14 protein-coding genes are annotated in these 17,100 nt (G+C 57.7%); 10 read left to right on the top strand and 4 right to left on the bottom strand.

Going from position 1 to position 17,100, the window contains the following annotated elements; genetic code table 11:
- Nucleotides 1-225: 225 nt before the first annotated feature.
- The 3 genes from AAAC48_RS22035 to AAAC48_RS22025 all read left to right on the top strand — a co-directional run bounded on the left by AAAC48_RS22035 (nt 226) and on the right by AAAC48_RS22025 (nt 4,578).
- Nucleotides 226-2,061 (top strand): M3 family oligoendopeptidase, encoded by a 1,836-nt coding sequence (locus AAAC48_RS22035; RefSeq protein ID WP_340656244.1) that lies wholly within the window; start codon nt 226-228, stop codon nt 2,059-2,061.
- Nucleotides 2,061-2,981 (top strand): DUF3445 domain-containing protein, encoded by a 921-nt coding sequence (locus AAAC48_RS22030; RefSeq protein ID WP_340656242.1) that lies wholly within the window; start codon nt 2,061-2,063, stop codon nt 2,979-2,981. The genes AAAC48_RS22035 and AAAC48_RS22030 overlap by 1 nt, the downstream gene beginning before the upstream one ends.
- Nucleotides 2,982-3,132: 151 nt before the next feature.
- Nucleotides 3,133-4,578, top strand: coding sequence for a homospermidine synthase (locus tag AAAC48_RS22025; protein ID WP_340656241.1), 1,446 nt, complete (start codon nt 3,133-3,135; stop codon nt 4,576-4,578).
- Between the two features lie 65 nt (nt 4,579-4,643).
- Here AAAC48_RS22025 and AAAC48_RS22020 read toward each other — a convergent pair whose 3' ends face one another.
- The gene (locus AAAC48_RS22020; RefSeq protein WP_340656240.1) at nt 4,644-4,847 is read right to left on the bottom strand and encodes a hypothetical protein; all 204 of its coding nucleotides are present in this window, start codon (nt 4,845-4,847) and stop codon (nt 4,644-4,646) included.
- Nucleotides 4,848-5,066: 219 nt separating this feature from the next.
- Nucleotides 5,067-5,519: a GNAT family N-acetyltransferase gene (locus tag AAAC48_RS22015; RefSeq protein WP_340656239.1), complete on the bottom strand. Its 453-nt coding sequence runs from the start codon at nt 5,517-5,519 to the stop codon at nt 5,067-5,069.
- 201 nt (nt 5,520-5,720) lie between these two features.
- Here AAAC48_RS22015 and AAAC48_RS22010 point away from each other — a divergent pair, with 201 nt between their 5' ends.
- The 5 genes from AAAC48_RS22010 to AAAC48_RS21990 all read left to right on the top strand — a co-directional run bounded on the left by AAAC48_RS22010 (nt 5,721) and on the right by AAAC48_RS21990 (nt 11,167).
- On the top strand, nt 5,721-6,110 hold the full coding sequence (locus AAAC48_RS22010; protein ID WP_340656238.1) for a hypothetical protein: 390 nt from the start codon (nt 5,721-5,723) through the stop codon (nt 6,108-6,110).
- 237 nt (nt 6,111-6,347) lie between these two features.
- A complete protein-coding gene (locus AAAC48_RS22005) occupies nt 6,348-8,237 on the top strand; it encodes a 5'-nucleotidase C-terminal domain-containing protein (RefSeq protein ID WP_340656237.1) in 1,890 nt (629 codons plus the stop codon).
- Nucleotides 8,238-8,517: 280 nt separating this feature from the next.
- The gene (gene hemH / locus AAAC48_RS22000; protein ID WP_340656236.1) at nt 8,518-9,567 is read left to right on the top strand and encodes a ferrochelatase; all 1,050 of its coding nucleotides are present in this window, start codon (nt 8,518-8,520) and stop codon (nt 9,565-9,567) included.
- Between the two features lie 112 nt (nt 9,568-9,679).
- Nucleotides 9,680-10,675, top strand: coding sequence for an SPFH domain-containing protein (locus AAAC48_RS21995; RefSeq protein WP_340656235.1), 996 nt, complete (start codon nt 9,680-9,682; stop codon nt 10,673-10,675).
- 24 nt (nt 10,676-10,699) lie between these two features.
- Nucleotides 10,700-11,167: an NfeD family protein gene (locus AAAC48_RS21990; protein WP_340656234.1), complete on the top strand. Its 468-nt coding sequence runs from the start codon at nt 10,700-10,702 to the stop codon at nt 11,165-11,167.
- A gap of 127 nt (nt 11,168-11,294) precedes the next feature.
- Here the strand turns inward: AAAC48_RS21990 and AAAC48_RS21985 are convergent, their stop codons facing one another.
- The gene (locus tag AAAC48_RS21985) at nt 11,295-12,290 is read right to left on the bottom strand and encodes a KpsF/GutQ family sugar-phosphate isomerase (RefSeq protein WP_340656233.1); all 996 of its coding nucleotides are present in this window, start codon (nt 12,288-12,290) and stop codon (nt 11,295-11,297) included.
- Nucleotides 12,291-12,713: 423 nt separating this feature from the next.
- Here AAAC48_RS21985 and AAAC48_RS21980 point away from each other — a divergent pair, with 423 nt between their 5' ends.
- Nucleotides 12,714-14,414 carry an outer membrane beta-barrel protein gene (locus AAAC48_RS21980; RefSeq protein WP_340656232.1) on the top strand — a complete coding sequence of 567 codons (1,701 nt, stop codon included), beginning with the start codon at nt 12,714-12,716 and terminating at the stop codon, nt 14,412-14,414.
- A gap of 54 nt (nt 14,415-14,468) precedes the next feature.
- Here the strand turns inward: AAAC48_RS21980 and galU are convergent, their stop codons facing one another.
- On the bottom strand, nt 14,469-15,371 hold the full coding sequence (galU, locus tag AAAC48_RS21975) for a UTP--glucose-1-phosphate uridylyltransferase GalU (RefSeq protein WP_340656231.1): 903 nt from the start codon (nt 15,369-15,371) through the stop codon (nt 14,469-14,471).
- A gap of 447 nt (nt 15,372-15,818) precedes the next feature.
- On the opposite strand from galU, the gene AAAC48_RS21970 reads away from it, so the two are divergent.
- Nucleotides 15,819-17,042 (top strand): lytic murein transglycosylase, encoded by a 1,224-nt coding sequence (locus AAAC48_RS21970; RefSeq protein ID WP_340656230.1) that lies wholly within the window; start codon nt 15,819-15,821, stop codon nt 17,040-17,042.
- Nucleotides 17,043-17,100 lie beyond the last annotated feature (58 nt).

The following is a 17,100-nucleotide window of genomic DNA, read 5'->3' as shown; positions in this document are numbered from 1 at the left end:
GCACAGTTAAGGCCTTTTAACAAATGAATCCATCCTTCGAAAGTCTAAAAATCGCTTGAATTCTGAATGAGCAAGATCGAACTGGATCAATTGCATACTGACTCTTAAGGTCTGGTCTCTCGATCTTTCCCTTGCGATTCGGTCCTTCGAAATTGCATTCGCGACAATGACATGGTGCCCAAAATGACTTCAGAAAGAGATAGTTACGCGTTCGACAAAGCAGAAATGGCTGCCTCGAATTCAGGCCGTGCGGCGGTATCAAAAAAAGACCAGGCTGCCCTTGGAACGCTGCCCGAATGGAACCTTGCTGACCTTTATCCATCCGCGGAGAGCAGCGAGCTGAAGGCGGATCTCGAGAAATCCAATGAATTGGCCATCCAGTTCGAGCAGCGCTGGAAAGGTAAGCTTGCGAGCGAAGCCGGCAAGCCCAATGGCGGCGATTTGGCTGAGTCGATCAAGGAATTCGAAGCGCTCGAAGAACTCATCGGCAGGATCGTCTCCTTCGCCGGCCTGGTCTATGCCGGCGACACCTCCGATCCGAAACATGCCAAGCTCTATGGCGACATTCAGCAGAAGATGACCGATGCCAGCACGCATCTGATTTTCTACAGCCTCGAACTCAATCGGATTGACGACGCGGTGATCGAGAAGGCAATGGCGGACAATCCGGCCATTGGCCATTATCGCCCGTGGCTGCTCGATTTACGCAAGGACAAGCCTTATCAGCTTGACGACAAGATCGAGCAACTTTTTCACGAGAAGTCGGTCACCGGACGGGGCGCATGGAATCGACTGTTCGACGAGACCATGACCGCCCTGCGCTTCGAGGTGAATGGCGAGGAACTCTCCCTCGAGCCTACGTTGAACCTGCTGCAGGATGCGGACGGCAGCTTGCGCAAGGCAGCTTCGGAGGCGCTTGCGAAGACCTTCAAGGAAAGCCTGCGCACGTTCACGCTCATCACCAATACTTTGGCGAAGGACAAGGAGATCTCCGATCGCTGGCGCGGCTTTCACGATATTGCCGATAGCCGCCATCTCGCCAATCGCGTCGAACGCGACGTTGTCGATGCGCTCGCAGAGGCCGTGCAGGCGGCCTATCCAAGGCTGTCGCATCGCTATTACGCGTTGAAGGCCAAATGGCTCGGTCTCGACTACCTCAACAATTGGGATCGCAACGCGCCGCTGCCGGAAACGCCGCAGGCGGTGATCTCCTGGACCGGCGCAAGAGAAACCGTGCTTTCGGCCTATCATGATTTCGCGCCTGAAATGGCCGACATTGCCAAACGGTTCTTCGACCGCAACTGGATCGACGCCCCGACACGCCCCGGCAAGTCACCGGGTGCCTTCGCTCATCCCACCGTCCCCTCGGTGCATCCCTATGTGCTCCTCAACTATATGGGCAAGCCGCGCGATGTGATGACCCTGGCGCACGAACTCGGCCACGGCGTGCATCAGGTACTCGCCGCCGGACAGGGCGCACTGATGGCTTCAACGCCGCTGACGTTGGCCGAGACCGCCTCGGTATTCGGCGAAATGCTGACCTTCCGGTCGCTCCTGGAGAAGACCAAGGACAAGCGCGAACGCAAGGCGATGCTGGCGCAGAAGGCCGAGGACATGATCAACACGGTCGTGCGTCAGATCGCCTTCTATCAATTCGAACGCCGCGTCCACACTGAGCGGTTGAACGGTGAACTGACATCCGATCGCATCGGGGAAATCTGGCTCGATGTCCAGAAGGAGAGCCTCGGATCAGCCGTCCGTTTCGGCCCCGGCTACGAAACCTTCTGGACCTATATTCCGCACTTCATCCACTCGCCATTCTATGTCTATGCCTATGCCTTCGGCGACTGCCTGGTAAATTCGCTCTACGCGGTCTACCAGAATGCGGACGCGGGTTTCCAGCAGAAGTATTTCGACATGCTGAAGGCCGGAGGCACCAAGCACCATTCCGAATTGCTCGCGCCCTTTGGCCTCGACGCCACCGACCCCGCCTTCTGGCAGAAGGGCCTGTCGGTCATCGAAGGCATTATCGATGAACTGGAGGCGATGGACGCCGCATAATGGATACCACTGCTGATACTGCACATATGGCTCCAACGCACACGCCTTACGACGGCTCGGCGCAACCCTTCACCATAGGGTTGCAACAGCTCGACCTGAACGACTGGATCGAGATCGACGATGATCTGCTCACCTATCTCGCCGAGAAGCAACGCCTCTTCGCCCTGCATGGCCACAGGATTTTTGTCGAGGAGCCAGGGACGCGCGAGGCGCAAACGGAAGTGCTGAACCTGCTCGCCGCCCATCTCACCGGGCGCTATCCATCGCTCTATACGCGCGACCGCGACACCATCACCCTCACGGGAGGGGACGGCGTTGTGCCGCTTGGCGAAGCGGAAACACCGTACTTGCACCGCGCTGCAAGCCTCGTTCAGGAAGATCTGGTGCTGATGCGCAAGGATGAAGCCCGCAGCTGGCATCTTGCCGCCGCCTCCTTGTCCTTTCCCTCGTCCTGGACACTTCTCGAGAAATTCGGCCGCTCGATGGACGAGATCCACGCACCCGTCCCCGATTTCGGCGCCGGCACCCGCAATGCCGGGCTGATCACCCGCATGTTCGACAATTTGCGTGTCGACCGCCCGGTCTGGCGCATCAACTGGTCGCTGCAGCCAGACGGCAATCTCTACCATCCGCTTGCGAGCCACGAGAAAGGTGCACTCTATACTGATGACGATATTGCCGCGCAAAGCTTTGTCCGCGTCGAACGCCAGACCTTGCGCAAATTGCCCACGTCCGGCGATATTCTTTTCACCATCCGCATCCATCTCGATCCTATCAAGGCGCTGAAGAAACATCCGGAATGCCGTAATGTGGCCGAAGCATTTGTTCGCCAGCTCGAGGCGCTGAATCCTGCGCAGTTGCACTACAAAGGTATTATGACAATCCGCGAACGGCTTATCGACGCGCTCAGACGGCTATAGACGCGCTTTAATTAACAGTAGATTCAAATTTCACCGTAAAAGAGCAATGGGTTGTTTGCTCTTTGTCATCTCTATGCTCTATGGTTTCTTTGAGGCCGATCTATAGCGGCTGCACTCATTGATGGAGATCAAAATTAGGAGCAACAAAAAAATGGCGAAGGCTGAATGGCCTGTATATGGAGAAATAACCGGTCCGATTGTGATGATCGGTTTCGGTTCCATCGGACGGGGTACCCTGCCCCTCATCGAACGCCACTTCAAATATGACAAGTCCCGCCTGGTCGTTATCGATCCGAGCGATGCCAACAAGAAACTGCTCGACGAGCGTGGCATCCGCTTCATCCAGGAAGCCGTTACCAAGGAAAATTACAAGACGCTGCTCAAGCCGCTTTTGACCGAAGGTGGCGGCCAGGGTTTCTGCGTCAATCTTTCCGTCGACACTTCGTCCGTCGATATAATGCGCCTGTGCCGCAAGGTGGGCGCACTCTATATCGATACGGTCATCGAGCCCTGGTCCGGCTTCTACTATGCAAGTGACGTCGATAATGCCGACCGCACCAATTACGCCCTGCGCCAGACCCTGCTTGCGGAGAAGAAGAAGCATCCAGGTGGCCCGACCGCTGTTTCCTGCTGCGGGGCAAATCCCGGAATGGTCTCATGGTTTGTCAAGCGGGCTGTGCTCGACCTGGCAAGCGATCTCAACATTGATCACACGGAACCCGCACCCAAAGATCGCCACGGCTGGGCGCAGCTGATGGACAAGGTCGGTGTCAAGGGCATCCATATTGCCGAGCGCGATACGCAGCGCGCCACCGAACCGAAGCCTTTTGGCGCCTTCTGGAACACATGGTCCGTCGACGGCTTCATTTCAGAGGGCCTGCAACCGGCCGAACTTGGCTGGGGCACCCATGAAAAGTGGATGCCTAAGAATGCGCGCAAGCAAAAGAAGGGCAACAAGGCAGCGATCTTCCTTGAACAGCCTGGCGCCGATACGCGCATCCGCACCTGGTGCCCGACCGAAGGCGCACAGTTCGGCCTTCTGGTCACGCACAATGAGGCAATCTCGATCGCCGATTTCTTCACGGTGTTCGACAAGAAGGGCAAGGTCACCTACCGGCCCACATGCCACTATGCCTACCACCCCGCCAATGTCGCAACATTGTCTCTTGACGAGATGTTCGGTGCAGCCGGTCAGCCGCAGGCGATCCAGCATGTGCTCGACGAATCCGAAATCGTCGATGGCGCCGATGAACTTGGTGTCCTGCTCTATGGCCACGACAAGAACGCCTACTGGTACGGTTCGCAGCTGACGATCGAGGAAGCCCGCAAGCTTGCTCCCTATCAGAATGCAACCGGCCTGCAGGTCTCGTCCGCCGTCATGGCAGGCATGGTCTGGGCACTGGAAAATCCCGACGCGGGTATCGTCGAAACCGACGAGATGGACTTCCGGCGTTGCCTGGAATTGCAAAAGCCCTACCTCGGTCCGCTCAAGGGCCACTACACCGCCTGGACGCCACTGGAAAACCGTCCGGGCCTGTTCAAGGAAAATCTCGATCTCGACGATCCCTGGCAGTTCCGCAACATCCTGGTGCGCTGATCCTACATTCAAAAACAAAACGGCAGCCTGGGGCTGCCGTTTTTCGTTCTGCCGCTTTTTGCCAACTATTCCTGCGTAACTGGCGTGGCGTCGTAACAGACAAATGCGAGTTTGTTGCCGTCGGGATCGCGGACATAGGCACCGTAAAACCCTTCGCCATAATGGGGCCGAAAACCGGGCGCGCCTTCGTCACTTCCGCCGTTTTCCATGGCCAGCACATAGAGCCGATCCACCAGCGCGACATTGTCATCGAAGCGGAACGCTGTCATCACGCCATTGCCGACCGTCGCCGGCCCACCATCGAACGGATATCCGACAAAGAAGAAGGCAAACGTGTCGTCCCCCTTCCTGCCCCATGAGATCGAGAGGTCGTCCCGGTAGCGTTGATCAAGCCGCCATCAGCGGTTCATAGAACCGGATCGCTTGCTCAAGATTGTTGGTTCCCACCATCGTATAACCGATCATTGCACCCCTCGCTCTGGCGACGGCTACTTCACCATTGGCCGCGCACTCATCCCGGCCCACAGTTCCGGTTCTCCAGCATCTTCGTAGCCAACCGCGAGATAGAATGGATGGGCAGTCCGGGTACTCGAAAGAAAGCTTTTCCTGTTTCCTTGCGCAAGCACGTAGGATTCAAGGTGAAGGAGGATTGCCTTGCTGACACCACGAAACCGGGCATCCGGTGAAACATAGTTCAGCAGGATTTCACCCGCTGCAGACGCGGCTCCAACACCGACAATATCGCCACTCTTCCGCCACCACCAATTGCTGGTTGACCGCCTCGATCCATGTTTTGACGTTCTCGGCTGTCTTGTCGGCAAGCCAACGGAAAAGCGTTGATTGGTCGCCACCATGATCAGATCGCATAACTCCGCGATCGACCGGCACAGCACCATAGAGGCGGTTGCAGCGTCATCAGGTTTTGCAATCCGAACAAGCATCAAATCACTCCCAGCAACCTATCTCGTTCTGGCCCATGCAATTCCATTGTCATTCTCTCTACATATTTTGCCGACGACAACTGGCAACTTGGAAATAAGCGGGAAATCACTACTCCTTCGAATTTGCAATTAAACTTAGGTCTTGTTTTTGCTTGATTTTCGCGGCATCAAAGAGGGCATATCCATTGGGAGACAGTCTGGATGAAACGTTTTTGGTTTGCGATTCCCTCAGCAGCGCTCGCCTTTTCCCTTGCCGGCTGCATGAGCGGCTCCATGCAGGGTGGCGGTCCGGCGCAGGTTTCCCGCCCATCGGACGCGGTGCAAGGCCAATGGTTCGACACATCCGGGGTCGCCTTCTCGAATTTCAACAACGGCGTATTCGAAACCCGCGCCAATGATACCAAGGAAAAACTGGCCGAGGGCAATTATCGCTTCGCTTCCGCCAATCTGATCGAGATCGATCTGCGTTCTCTCGCGCGCGGCACCCAGTCGAAGGTCAATTGCGCCCTGGTCAGCGCCGGCCAGCTGAATTGCACCTCGTCGTCGGGCCAGCAGTTCTCCCTGACACGCCGCTCACCGCAGGTCGGCTAGGCGTCCCTTTTTCCGTTGATCAGACCCGAATTGATGGGATCCGTTCTTGCATTTCAGATTGGCATCTTCGCCAAATTATTCATGTCCTAATATATGCCCGCCAATTTTTAGATTCCGAAAAAGAGCGCGGACTCGCAATGGGGTCGGTGCTGTGTCTGTCATATCGTCTTGACGCACGAAACATAGGATGAAGATACTAAGCCCCTTTCCTGATCGAACGCATATGTGGAGCAGACCATGTCCGGAATCCTTGCCAGAATTTTGCTAGCCACTTCAGCTCTCGGCCTGACAGCCGGTGCCGCGATGGCTGATTACACACTCAATATTCTGCATATCAACGATCAGCACTCGCGTATCGAACCGATCAACAAATATGATTCCACCTGCTCGGCCGAAGAAGAGAGCAAGAATGAGTGTTTTGGCGGAATTGCACGCGTCAAGGCCAAGATCGACGAGCGACGCGCGGCTTTGTCCAAGGATGGCGGCAATGTCATTCTGCTCGATGCCGGCGACGAATTCCAGGGCTCGCTGTTCTACACGACCTACAAGGGCGACGACACCGCCGAGTTCATGAACCAGATGGGCTTCGATGCGATGGCGCTTGGCAATCATGAATTCGACGATACCGCCGTCACGCTGGCCAAGTTCCTGGACAAGGTGAAATTCCCGGTCATTTCCAGCAATACGGAAGCGGCACCGGATTCGCCCATTGCGGGAAAATTCAAACCCTATCTGATCAAGGAAATCGGTGGCCAGAAGATCGGCATCATCTCCGCCCTGACAACCGACACGGCAGAAATCTCGACACCCGGACCAACGGTCAAATTCGCCGACGAGGTGGAGACGCTGAAAAAGTTGGTCGACACGTTGAAGGGTGAAGGCGTCAACAAGATCATCGCGGTCAACCATTACGGCTACCTCAAGGACAAGGAGCTTGCCGCCAAGGTTGACGGCATCGATGTGATTGTCGGCGGCCACAGCCATACGTTGCTGTCGAACACCGATCCCGAGGCACTCGGCCCCTACCCGACTCTGGTCAAGAACCCATCCGGACGCGACGTGCCGATTGTCCAGGCCAAGTCATATTCGAAATATCTCGGCGAACTTAAGGTCACGTTCGACGATGACGGCAATGTCACCAAGAGTGAAGGTGCGCCGATCCTGCTCGATTCTTCCGTCACGCCAGACCCGGCCTTTGTGGCCCGCATCAAGGAACTGGCCCAGCCGATCGAAGAGCTGAAAGTGAAAAAGGTCGGTGAATCGAGTGGCGTAATCGAAGCAGCACGAGAAATCTGCCGCGTCAAGGAGTGCAGCATGGGCGATCTCGTTGCCGAGGCCATGCTGGACCGTGTGAAAGGTCAGGGCGTGACGATTGCGATCATCAATGGCGGGGGTTTGCGCGCATCGATCGACGCGGGCGACGTCACCATGGGCGAAGTGTTGACGGTTCTGCCCTTCCAGAACACGCTCGCGACCTTCCAGCTTCGTGGATCGGACGTTGTTGCAGCGCTTGAGAATGGCGTCAGCCAGATCGATCAGGGTGCCGGGCGCTTCCCGCAGGTTGCCGGACTGAAATATGCATTCGATGTTTCAAAGCCCGTTGGCAGCCGCATATCAGATGTTCAGGTGCTCCAGGGCGACAGTTGGCGGCCTATCGATACAGGCGCGACCTATGGTGTAGTATCCAACAACTACATGCGCGCTGGCGGCGACGGCTACAAGATATTCTCCACCAATGCAGTGAACGCCTATGATTACGGGCCCGGACTGGAGCTGGTCCTTGCCGACTATCTGGGCCAGCACACCCCCTATAAGCCTTATACCGATGGCCGCATTACGGCCCTCGCCTCCGGCGCGGCAGCCGAAACCAAGCCAACGGAACCGGCCGCAACAGAAGCACCAAAGGCCGCGGAGGCGACCAAGCCTGCGACGGAGCCCGCAGTAGGTGCCCCGGCTGCAAATCATCATCCGGACACTTACACGATCAAGCGCGGCGACAATTTCTGGGATATTGCCGAAGAGGTCTACGGCAAGGGCATCAACTGGAAGAAACTCGCTGAGGCCAATCCTGAAATGAAGATAATGAAGCTGCCGATCGGCGCCGAGATGAAGGTTCCCGCGTTGTAGGGCGTAGTTCATCCCTTTTGGGATTTGCGGAGGCGCGGCAGTCCATCTGTGCGTGGTTCGACGGGGCTCACCATGAGGGACGTGAGTACATTGAGGAGAGACGTCGCGGATTGGCGCCGCAATCAACAATTTCCCTCATGGTGAGCCCCGTCGAACCACGCATAACGAGCTTGCAACCGAAACCAAATTGTTGAGTAGCCTCCGCTGCATGCGGCCTTTCGCACTCTTGCAATAATGCCCGTCGTGACTAGGTTCCACGCGCAGAAGTGGAGTTATGGACATGGCAATTTCTGGCGAGGCGCTGTTGGCTGTAAAGGAGCCGGAAGACCATCCACGTATTGAAACATCGAAGATCGGCGTCCTTCTCGTCAACCTCGGCACGCCGGACGGCACCGACAAGACCTCAATGCGGCGCTACCTGAAGGAATTTCTCTCCGACAAGCGCGTCATCGAATGGCCTCGCGCCATCTGGCTGCCGGTACTCTACGGCATCGTGCTCAACACCCGCCCGAAAAAGTCCGGCGCACTCTACGACAAGATATGGAATCGCGAGCGCAACGAATCTCCGCTGCGCACCTACACCCGCTCTCAGGGCGAAAAGCTCGGGGCGGCGCTTGCCTCACATCCGGAAATCATCGTCGATTGGGGCATGCGCTACGGCCAGCCGTCGATCGAACAGGCGCTGGAACGGCTGGACCGTCAGGGGTGCAAACGCATTTTGATGTTCCCGCTCTATCCGCAATATTCGGCGACGACGACAGCGACCGTGAATGACAAATTCTTCGAGGCGCTGATCAGGATGCGCTTCATGCCCGCAACACGGACCGTACCGTCCTATCAGGACGAAACCGTCTATATCGACGCGCTCGCAACGTCGATCGACAAGCACTATGCGACGCTCGATTTCGAGCCGGAAGTGCTGATCGCCTCCTATCACGGCATTCCGCAGAGTTATTTCAAGCGCGGCGATCCCTATCCCTGCCATTGCTGGAAGACCACGCGCCTGCTGCGCGAGCGCCTCGGCTGGAGCGAGGACAAGCTGATCACCTGCTTCCAGTCCCGCTTCGGCCCGGAAGAATGGATGCAGCCCTACACGGACAAGACACTCGAAAAGCTCGCCAGGGATGGCGTCAAATCGGTTGCCGTCTTCAACCCAGGCTTCGTTGCCGATTGCCTGGAAACGCTCGAGGAGATCGCCGGCGAAGGCGCGGAAACCTTCCGTCACAATGGCGGTGTCAACTTCACCCACGTCCCCTGTCTCAACGATTCAGACGAGGGCATGAAGGTAATCGAGACTCTCGTCCGGCGCGAATTACAAGGCTGGATTTGAACTTTCACCGGGCTCGCTAGAATCGGAACTATCGTCTATCTTGGCCTCGCCCGATCGAAGGGCGATGATCAGATTTGACGCCGTCAAGCGGTCGTCAGCCAGGGAGACCACAATGCCGTTCAGCGGTTTTGACTTCACCATTCCAGTTCTTGTCCTTCTGGTGCTGGTGGTTCTGTTTGCGGGCGTGAAAACGGTGCCGCAGGGCTACAACTACACGATCGAACGCTTCGGCAAATATACCCGCACCCTGGCGCCGGGCCTCAGCCTCATCGTGCCGTTCTTCGACCGGATCGGTGCCAAGCTGAACATGATGGAACAGGTGCTTGATGTTCCGACCCAGGAAGTCATCACCAAGGACAACGCCAATATCGCCGTCGATGGTATCGCCTTCTATCAGATCCTCAATGCGCCGCAGGCCGCCTATCAGGTCAGCGGGCTGAAGAACGCCATACTCAACCTGACCATGACCAATATTCGTACTGTCATGGGCTCCATGGTCCTCGACGAACTCCTGTCGAACCGCGATGCGATCAATGACCGTCTGTTGCGTGTCGTTGATGAGGCCGCGCATTCCTGGGGCATCAAGATGACCCGCGTCGAGATCAAGGATATCAACCCGCCCAAGGACCTGCTTGATTCGATGGCCCGCCAGATGAAAGCGGAGCGCGACAAAAGAGCCGTGGTGCTCGAGGCCGAAGGCACGCGGGCGGCACAGATCCTGCGCGCCGAAGGTCTGAAACAGGCGCAGATCCTTGAGGCCGAGGGCAAGCGCGAAGCTGCGTATCGTGAAGCCGAGGGCCGCGAACGCCTGGCGCAGGCCGAAGCCAAGGCAACCGAGATGGTTTCAGCCGCGATCAGCGGCGGCAATACGCAGGCGCTCAACTATTTCGTGGCGCAGAAATATACCGAGGCCTTTGGTAAGTTCGCCGCCAGCCCCAATCAGAAGGTCATCCTGATGCCGATGGAGGCCTCCTCGCTCATCGGCTCGCTTGGCGGCATCGGCGCCATCGCCCGCGAAGTGTTCGGCGATACCGCTCAGACCGGCACGCCCCCGGCAACCCCGCCAGCGCGTGGCCGCACCGTTCCCGGCACCGGTTCGAGCTCGTAATGACGAAGCGGAGGAGTTGCATCCATGCTGGAACGTCTCTTCGCTGAACTCGGCCCGTGGAACTGGGTGGTCCTCGGCCTGATCCTGATGATTTTCGAGGTCGCCGCCCCGGGCATCTTCTTCCTCTGGTTCGGCGTTGCCGCGCTCATTGTCGGTGTGGTCGCGATCCTGTTTGGCGAAGCGCTCGGCCTTGGCTGGCAGATACAGGTCATCCTGTTCCTGGTGCTTTCGGTCATTGCGGTCTTCATTGGCCGCAGGCTGATTGGCGCAACCGATGTCGTCTCCGACGAGCCGCTGCTCAACATGCGCGGCGAGCAACTGATCGGTCAGGTGGTGACGCTGGAGGAAGCAACGGTCAACGGCCGTGGCCGCGCCCGCGTCGGTGACAGCCTGTGGCGCGTGACAGGGCCGGATCTTGCTGCAGGTACCCGCGTGCGGATCACCGGCATCGACCACGGGACGCTCGTCATCGAGATGGCCGAGACGATTTGAGAATTCCGCCTGACGAGGCAGCTGGTGCGGCTATCGAGAACCGGAGCGCAGCGGACTTATTGGTCCGTGAGCACCGGAAGCGCAGAATGTCGCATCACATGTCCGTCAGGGTGAATTCGCAAACGTCTCAGGCGGCACCTATCCGCAACAGATCGTGGAAATGCACGATCCCGATCGGGAAATTCTTCTCGGTCACGATCAGCGCGCCGATATTGTGCTCATTGAGCAGAGCCAGCGCTGCGCTTGCCAGCATCGTCGGCGGCACCGTCTTCGGGCTCCGCGTCATGATCTCCTCGACTTTCATCGTCACCAGATTGCGGTGAAGATTGCGCGAAAGATCGCCATCGGTGATGATTCCGGCCAGTGTCTCGTCTTCATTCTGCACGGCAATGCAGCCGAAACGCTTCTCGGAAAGCACTTTCATCGCCTCGGGAATGGGCGTCCCCAACGGCACAAGCGGGATCCGGTCGCCGCGATGCATGATTTCGCGCACATGCGTCAGGCTGGCACCCAGCGAACCGCCGGGATGGAATGTCTTGAAATCATGCGCCGTAAAGCCACGCGCCTCCAGGAGCGCCACGGCGATCGCATCGCCCATCGCCAGCTGCATCAGCGTCGAGGTCGTCGGCGCGAGGCCATGCGGGCAGGCTTCCGTCACACGCGGCATCAAAAGCACGACATCGGCCGCCGTCGCCAGCGCCGAATTCTCGCCGGCAGTTACCGCGATCAGTGGAATACGGAAGCGGCGCGAATAGCTGACGATACCTTTCAGCTCCGCCGTATCGCCCGACCAGGAAATCGCAAGGATCGCATCGTCCACGGCGATCATGCCGAGATCGCCATGGTTGGCCTCGGAAGGATGCACGAAGAAGGCCGGTGTGCCGGTCGATGCGAAGGTCGCGGCGATCTTCGAACCAATATGACCGCTCTTGCCAACGCCGGTAACGATGATGCGTCCGCGTACGCCAGCAATCTTTTCGATCGCCTTGCAGAAGGCTTCGGCCAATGGGCCTTCGAGAGCGCCGCTCAGCGCAGCAAGCCCGTCCTTCTCGGTTGAAATCGTCCGCTTGGCGGAATCAACTGCCGCGGTTTTGTCCAGTTCGGTGTCATTTATAGCCTGCATGGCCGCAACCGTTAGCGCTTTGCTCGGCCTCTGTCCAATTTTTGTTCAGCACACCGCGCGCAAAGACGCCGCAGCGGGCCGCAATGCGAGTGCTTTTGAGAATTCCAGCGGTCGAGGCAGCTAGAGAAAGGATGTTCAAATGGAACCAGTTCTGTTGCCATTTGAACTTTTTTTTCTCTAGTGGTTTCCGAAAACCGGAGCGCTGTGGACATTAAGTCCATGAGCACTGGAAGCGCAGAAAATCGCCGCAGATGTCCATCCGGCGGAAGTAAACCAAGAGCACTCTTAGCCAGTCATTAACCATGCCTCTTTACCATCCCGCAATGTTCGAACTGATTGGCACACCTATTGATCCATCCTGGGCAACCACGCATTCAAGCACCGCGCGGCGGCAGCTTCAGAACTGCAATCAATGCCTGTCTGATGACAGCGTTGCTCGGCAGCACCGTGTTTGCGCCCAAGGCCCATGCCCAGCAAACGCCGCTGCGCGGGGCCGTGCACGACAATGTGCTTCAGGCACAGAACAACCCTGATACGCCAAGCTCCAATCAGGCCAACAGTCCGGTAAACCCCGCCAGCCCCGCCCCCGACAATGGCATTCCTTCCAAACGCTATGAGCCGGTCAGTCCGGGCGCATTGCCACCGGAGGATGACAGCAACAATCTAGGATTGCTTGGCGTGCCTAGCAACACCGGATCGCCGCCATCGGGACCCGCTGACAATAGCGGCGGCCTTAACCCCGAATCGGCCGCGCCTCCCGGTGAAACAATCCCGATCCCTGTGGAGCGACCCGCCACGCGAACAACCCGCGCCCGCCCGGGCACGACGCTTGGCAATGGCTCCCGGGAAGCCCTCGACCAGGAACAGACCGGTTCGATCGCCAATGCTCCTATCGAGCAAAACAGGGAAGCCAATCCTCCCGCTGAACGCACTGCCCCGGATAACCTGCCCGAACCGGCGATCGAGCGGCGCACGATACGCCCCGACCCCGAGCCCTTTGCGCCGCTCGGCATCAGAGCCGGCACAGTCACTTTGCGCCCATCGATCAGCACGGGCCTGCGCGCCACGACCAATGCGGACGGCACTTCGGATGGCAGTGGTGCTTTACTTTCAGAAACCCGCCTGCGCGCCCGCGCCACCACCGACTGGGCGCGCCATTCCGCCTTTGTCGATTTCGACGGTATCTACGACAAGTCCATCTCGGGCGAAGAATTTTCAGCTCCCAATGCGGGACTGCGCGGCGGCATCCAGCTCGACCTTGGCGAACGCACCACGGTGAAGAGTGAAGGCGGCTATCGTATCCGCCAGGAGGACCCGAGCGCGCCAACCACCATCGTTGGCACCTCAAACCGTCCTATTGTCCAGCAACTCGACGCCAGCCTCGGCGTACGCCACGAGTTCGGCAAGTTCTTTGCCGCCGTGAAGGGCAGGCTCGACCGCACCACCTACGGCGATGCGGAATTCTCCGACGGCAGCACGATCAGTCAGAAGGACCGCAACAACAACTTCGCCAGTGTTACCCTTCGTGGCGGCTTCGAAATGTCCCCGGCCATCAAGCCCTTTGTCGAGGTGCAGCTTGGCAAGCTGATGTATGACGAAGCCGTTGATTCCAACGGTTTCCGCCGCTCGGGCCCACGCACCGGCCTGCGCGGCGGCGTCGAGATGGATTTCGGCGAAAAGCTCGCCGGCGAATTCGCCCTCGGCTATCTGCGCCAGGACTTTGACGACGAACGGCTCGCCGCAGTCGATGGTCTTAGCATCGATGGCGCCATCAGATGGTCGCCGCAGCGCGGGACCGATGTCAGCCTTGGTCTGCTGACCCGCATCGAAGGTGCAACGGCGCCGAACGATAGCGGCTCGATCTTCTACGAAGGCACGCTCGGCGTTAAGCGCCAGGTCCGATCGAACCTCGATGTCAATGCGACCCTGATAGCATCATTGCGTGACAACAAGGATGGCACTGGCTTCGACAAGGGCTTTGGCGCGCAAATCGGCGCCACCTACTGGTTCAACCGGTTCTTTGGATTGGATATCAGCGCCCGCCATCAATTCACACACAGCGAAGTCGCTACCCGCCAGACAAAAGAAACCAGCATCTTCATGGGTATGACGCTGCAGAGGTAGGTGCAACGCCGCCCTTACCCTCCCCACGAGGGGGAGGGTAAGGTGTCGGTCGGCTCAACCCTTCTTGGGCTGGATCGTCTTCAGCATGTTGCCGATATTGTCGATGACACCATTGCGGATGTCGTTGCGCCACAGGGCAAAGGCCACATTGGCCTCGACGAAGCCTTCCTTTGAACCGGTGTCGTAGGTCCGGCCCTTGAAGTGATAGCCGAAGAAGTCCTGTTGCTTGGTCAGCTTCAGCATCGCGTCGGTGAGCTGGATTTCATTACCGGCGCCGCGTTCCTGATGTTCGAGTATGTCGAAAATCTCCGGCTGGAGTATATAGCGGCCATTGATATAGAGGTTGGATGGCGCCGTACCCTTGGCCGGCTTTTCGACCATTTCCGTCAGTTCGAAGCCCTTGCCGATCGGTTTTCCCTGCCCGACAATCCCGTATTTGTGCGCCTCGGCCGGATCGCATTCCTGCACGGCGATCACATTGCCGCCAGACTGGTTGTAAAGTTCGACCATGTCGGCAAGGCAGCCTGCCTCCTCCGGCTGCATGATCATATCCGGCAACAGCAGCGCAAACGGCTCGTCGCCGACAATATCCCGGGCGCACCAGACCGCATGACCGAGACCCATAGGTACCTGCTGACGGGTAAAACTGGTTGTTCCGGGACCGGGCTGGATGCCCTGCAACTCGTCGAGCAGCCCAGTCTTGCCGCGTTCAGCAAGCGTGGCATAGAGCTCGTACTGGGCGTCGAAATAATCCTCGATGACCGCCTTGTTGCGGCCCGTCACGAAAATGAAATGCTCGATACCGGCCTCGCGCGCCTCGTCCACGACATACTGGATGACGGGCTTATCGACGACGGTAAGCATCTCCTTCGGAATGGATTTGGTGGCGGGGAGAACACGGGTACCAAAGCCCGCAACTGGAAATACGGCCTTCCGGATTTTCTTTCTCGTCGTCATCGTTACCTCATGGTGTTGCATGCGATTATTATTTTTACTGTGGCATAAGCTCTATTGGGTGCACAAGTACACAATAACACTTCAAATTTGCCTACAATCCTTTGCGAAATTGGTTCGAAACTTAGGGTCCGGACCTGTTAATCCGGTCAGAATGATATGAGGCCATCTGTTCGGTGTCCGGCCCTCCACCGCTGTCTTCATCTGCTTGCCGTTTCAGGCGCCATTTCGATCATATTAACAGGTCCTGACCCTCATGTTGTCCGCTGGACAATTTCGTTTCAAAAACCCAAAATGCGTGCGAGTGTAAAATAAATATTCTTTGCCACTGTTAATGTAGCCGAACGACATTCGTTTGATCGTGCATGGTAAACCAATTCCTAACTTTGAGGTGTGTATTTTATCGTTTGACCCAAAAATGTGGAAACACAGCTCGAGGAGAAAACAAGAATGGTGAATTCATCGGCTTTCGCCAAACGCATTTTGATGGTTGTTGCTGCAGCGGGCCTAAGTTTTGCCGGCACCGTTAACAATGCGGCCGCCGATGCAAGGTTCCAGAGCTGGATTGCGGATTTTCGTGGAACAGCCATGAAGAGTGGTATCTCGGCCGCCACCTATAGCCGGGCTTTTGCCGGCGTGACGGATATTGATCCGGAAGTCCTGCAGAAAGCCCAGTTCCAGCCGGAATTCACCGAACCTGTCTGGGGCTATCTCGACAACCGCGTCAATGAGCAGTCCATAGCCACAGGCCGCGAGATGGCGCGCAAATATAGCCGCTGGCTCAGCGCCATTGAAAAATCCTTCGGCGTCGATCGCAATATCCTGCTTGCCATCTGGTCGATGGAAACCAATTTCGGCGAGATCATGAAGCGCGACGATGTTATGCGCGACGCAGTGCGTTCGCTCGCCACCCTCGCCTATGCTGATCCGAAGCGGGCCAAATACGCACGCACCCAGCTCATTGCCGCCATGAAGATCCTGCAGACCGGCGACATCGATCGCAGTCATCTGACCGGCTCCTGGGCTGGCGCCCTTGGCCATACCCAGTTCATCCCGACCAGCTACCTGGCTTATGCAGTCGACATGGATGGCAATGGCAAGCGCGATATCTGGAATTCTGTACCGGATGCGCTGGCAACCGCGGCCAATCTCTTGCACAAGAACGGCTGGGAGCCCGGCCGCACCTGGGGATATGAGGTCGTCCTGCCGGCGGGGCGCAAGTTCCCTTCAGGTTCGCGCACGGTTGCCGAATGGCAAAGCCTTGGCGTCGTCCGCGCCAATGGCAAGGCATTCCCGCGCGCCAACGAAAAGGTCACTTTGAAAGTGCCCGATGGCCGCCAGGGCCCGTCTTTCCTGATGACGAAGAACTTCTACGTCCTGAAAAACTACAACAATGCCGATAAATATGCGCTTGGTGTTGGCCTTCTCGCCGATCAGATCGGCGGTTCGTCGGGACTGCGCCAGGACTGGAATCGCCCCTTCACCCCGATTACCATGAAGGAGCGCGAAGAATTGCAGTCGCATTTGCGCGAACTCGGCTATTATGACGGAAAGGTCGACGGAAAAATCGGCGACAGCTCGCGCAATGCCATCCAGGCATTTCAGAAGCAGATGGGCCTTGATCCGGATGGCCATCCAAGCATGGAATTGCTGACCGTCATTCGGAAGAAGTAGAAGGGCGTCTCTGGTCGATCTGCGGAACCGCTGTGGTGGTTCGACAGGCTCACAATGA

It is taken from the genome of Phyllobacterium sp. (genome assembly GCF_037994405.1).
Lineage (GTDB): Bacteria > Pseudomonadota > Alphaproteobacteria > Rhizobiales > Rhizobiaceae > Phyllobacterium.
The sequence above is the reverse complement of the archived record's forward strand: the minus strand, read 5'-3'. Positions and strand labels throughout refer to the sequence as shown.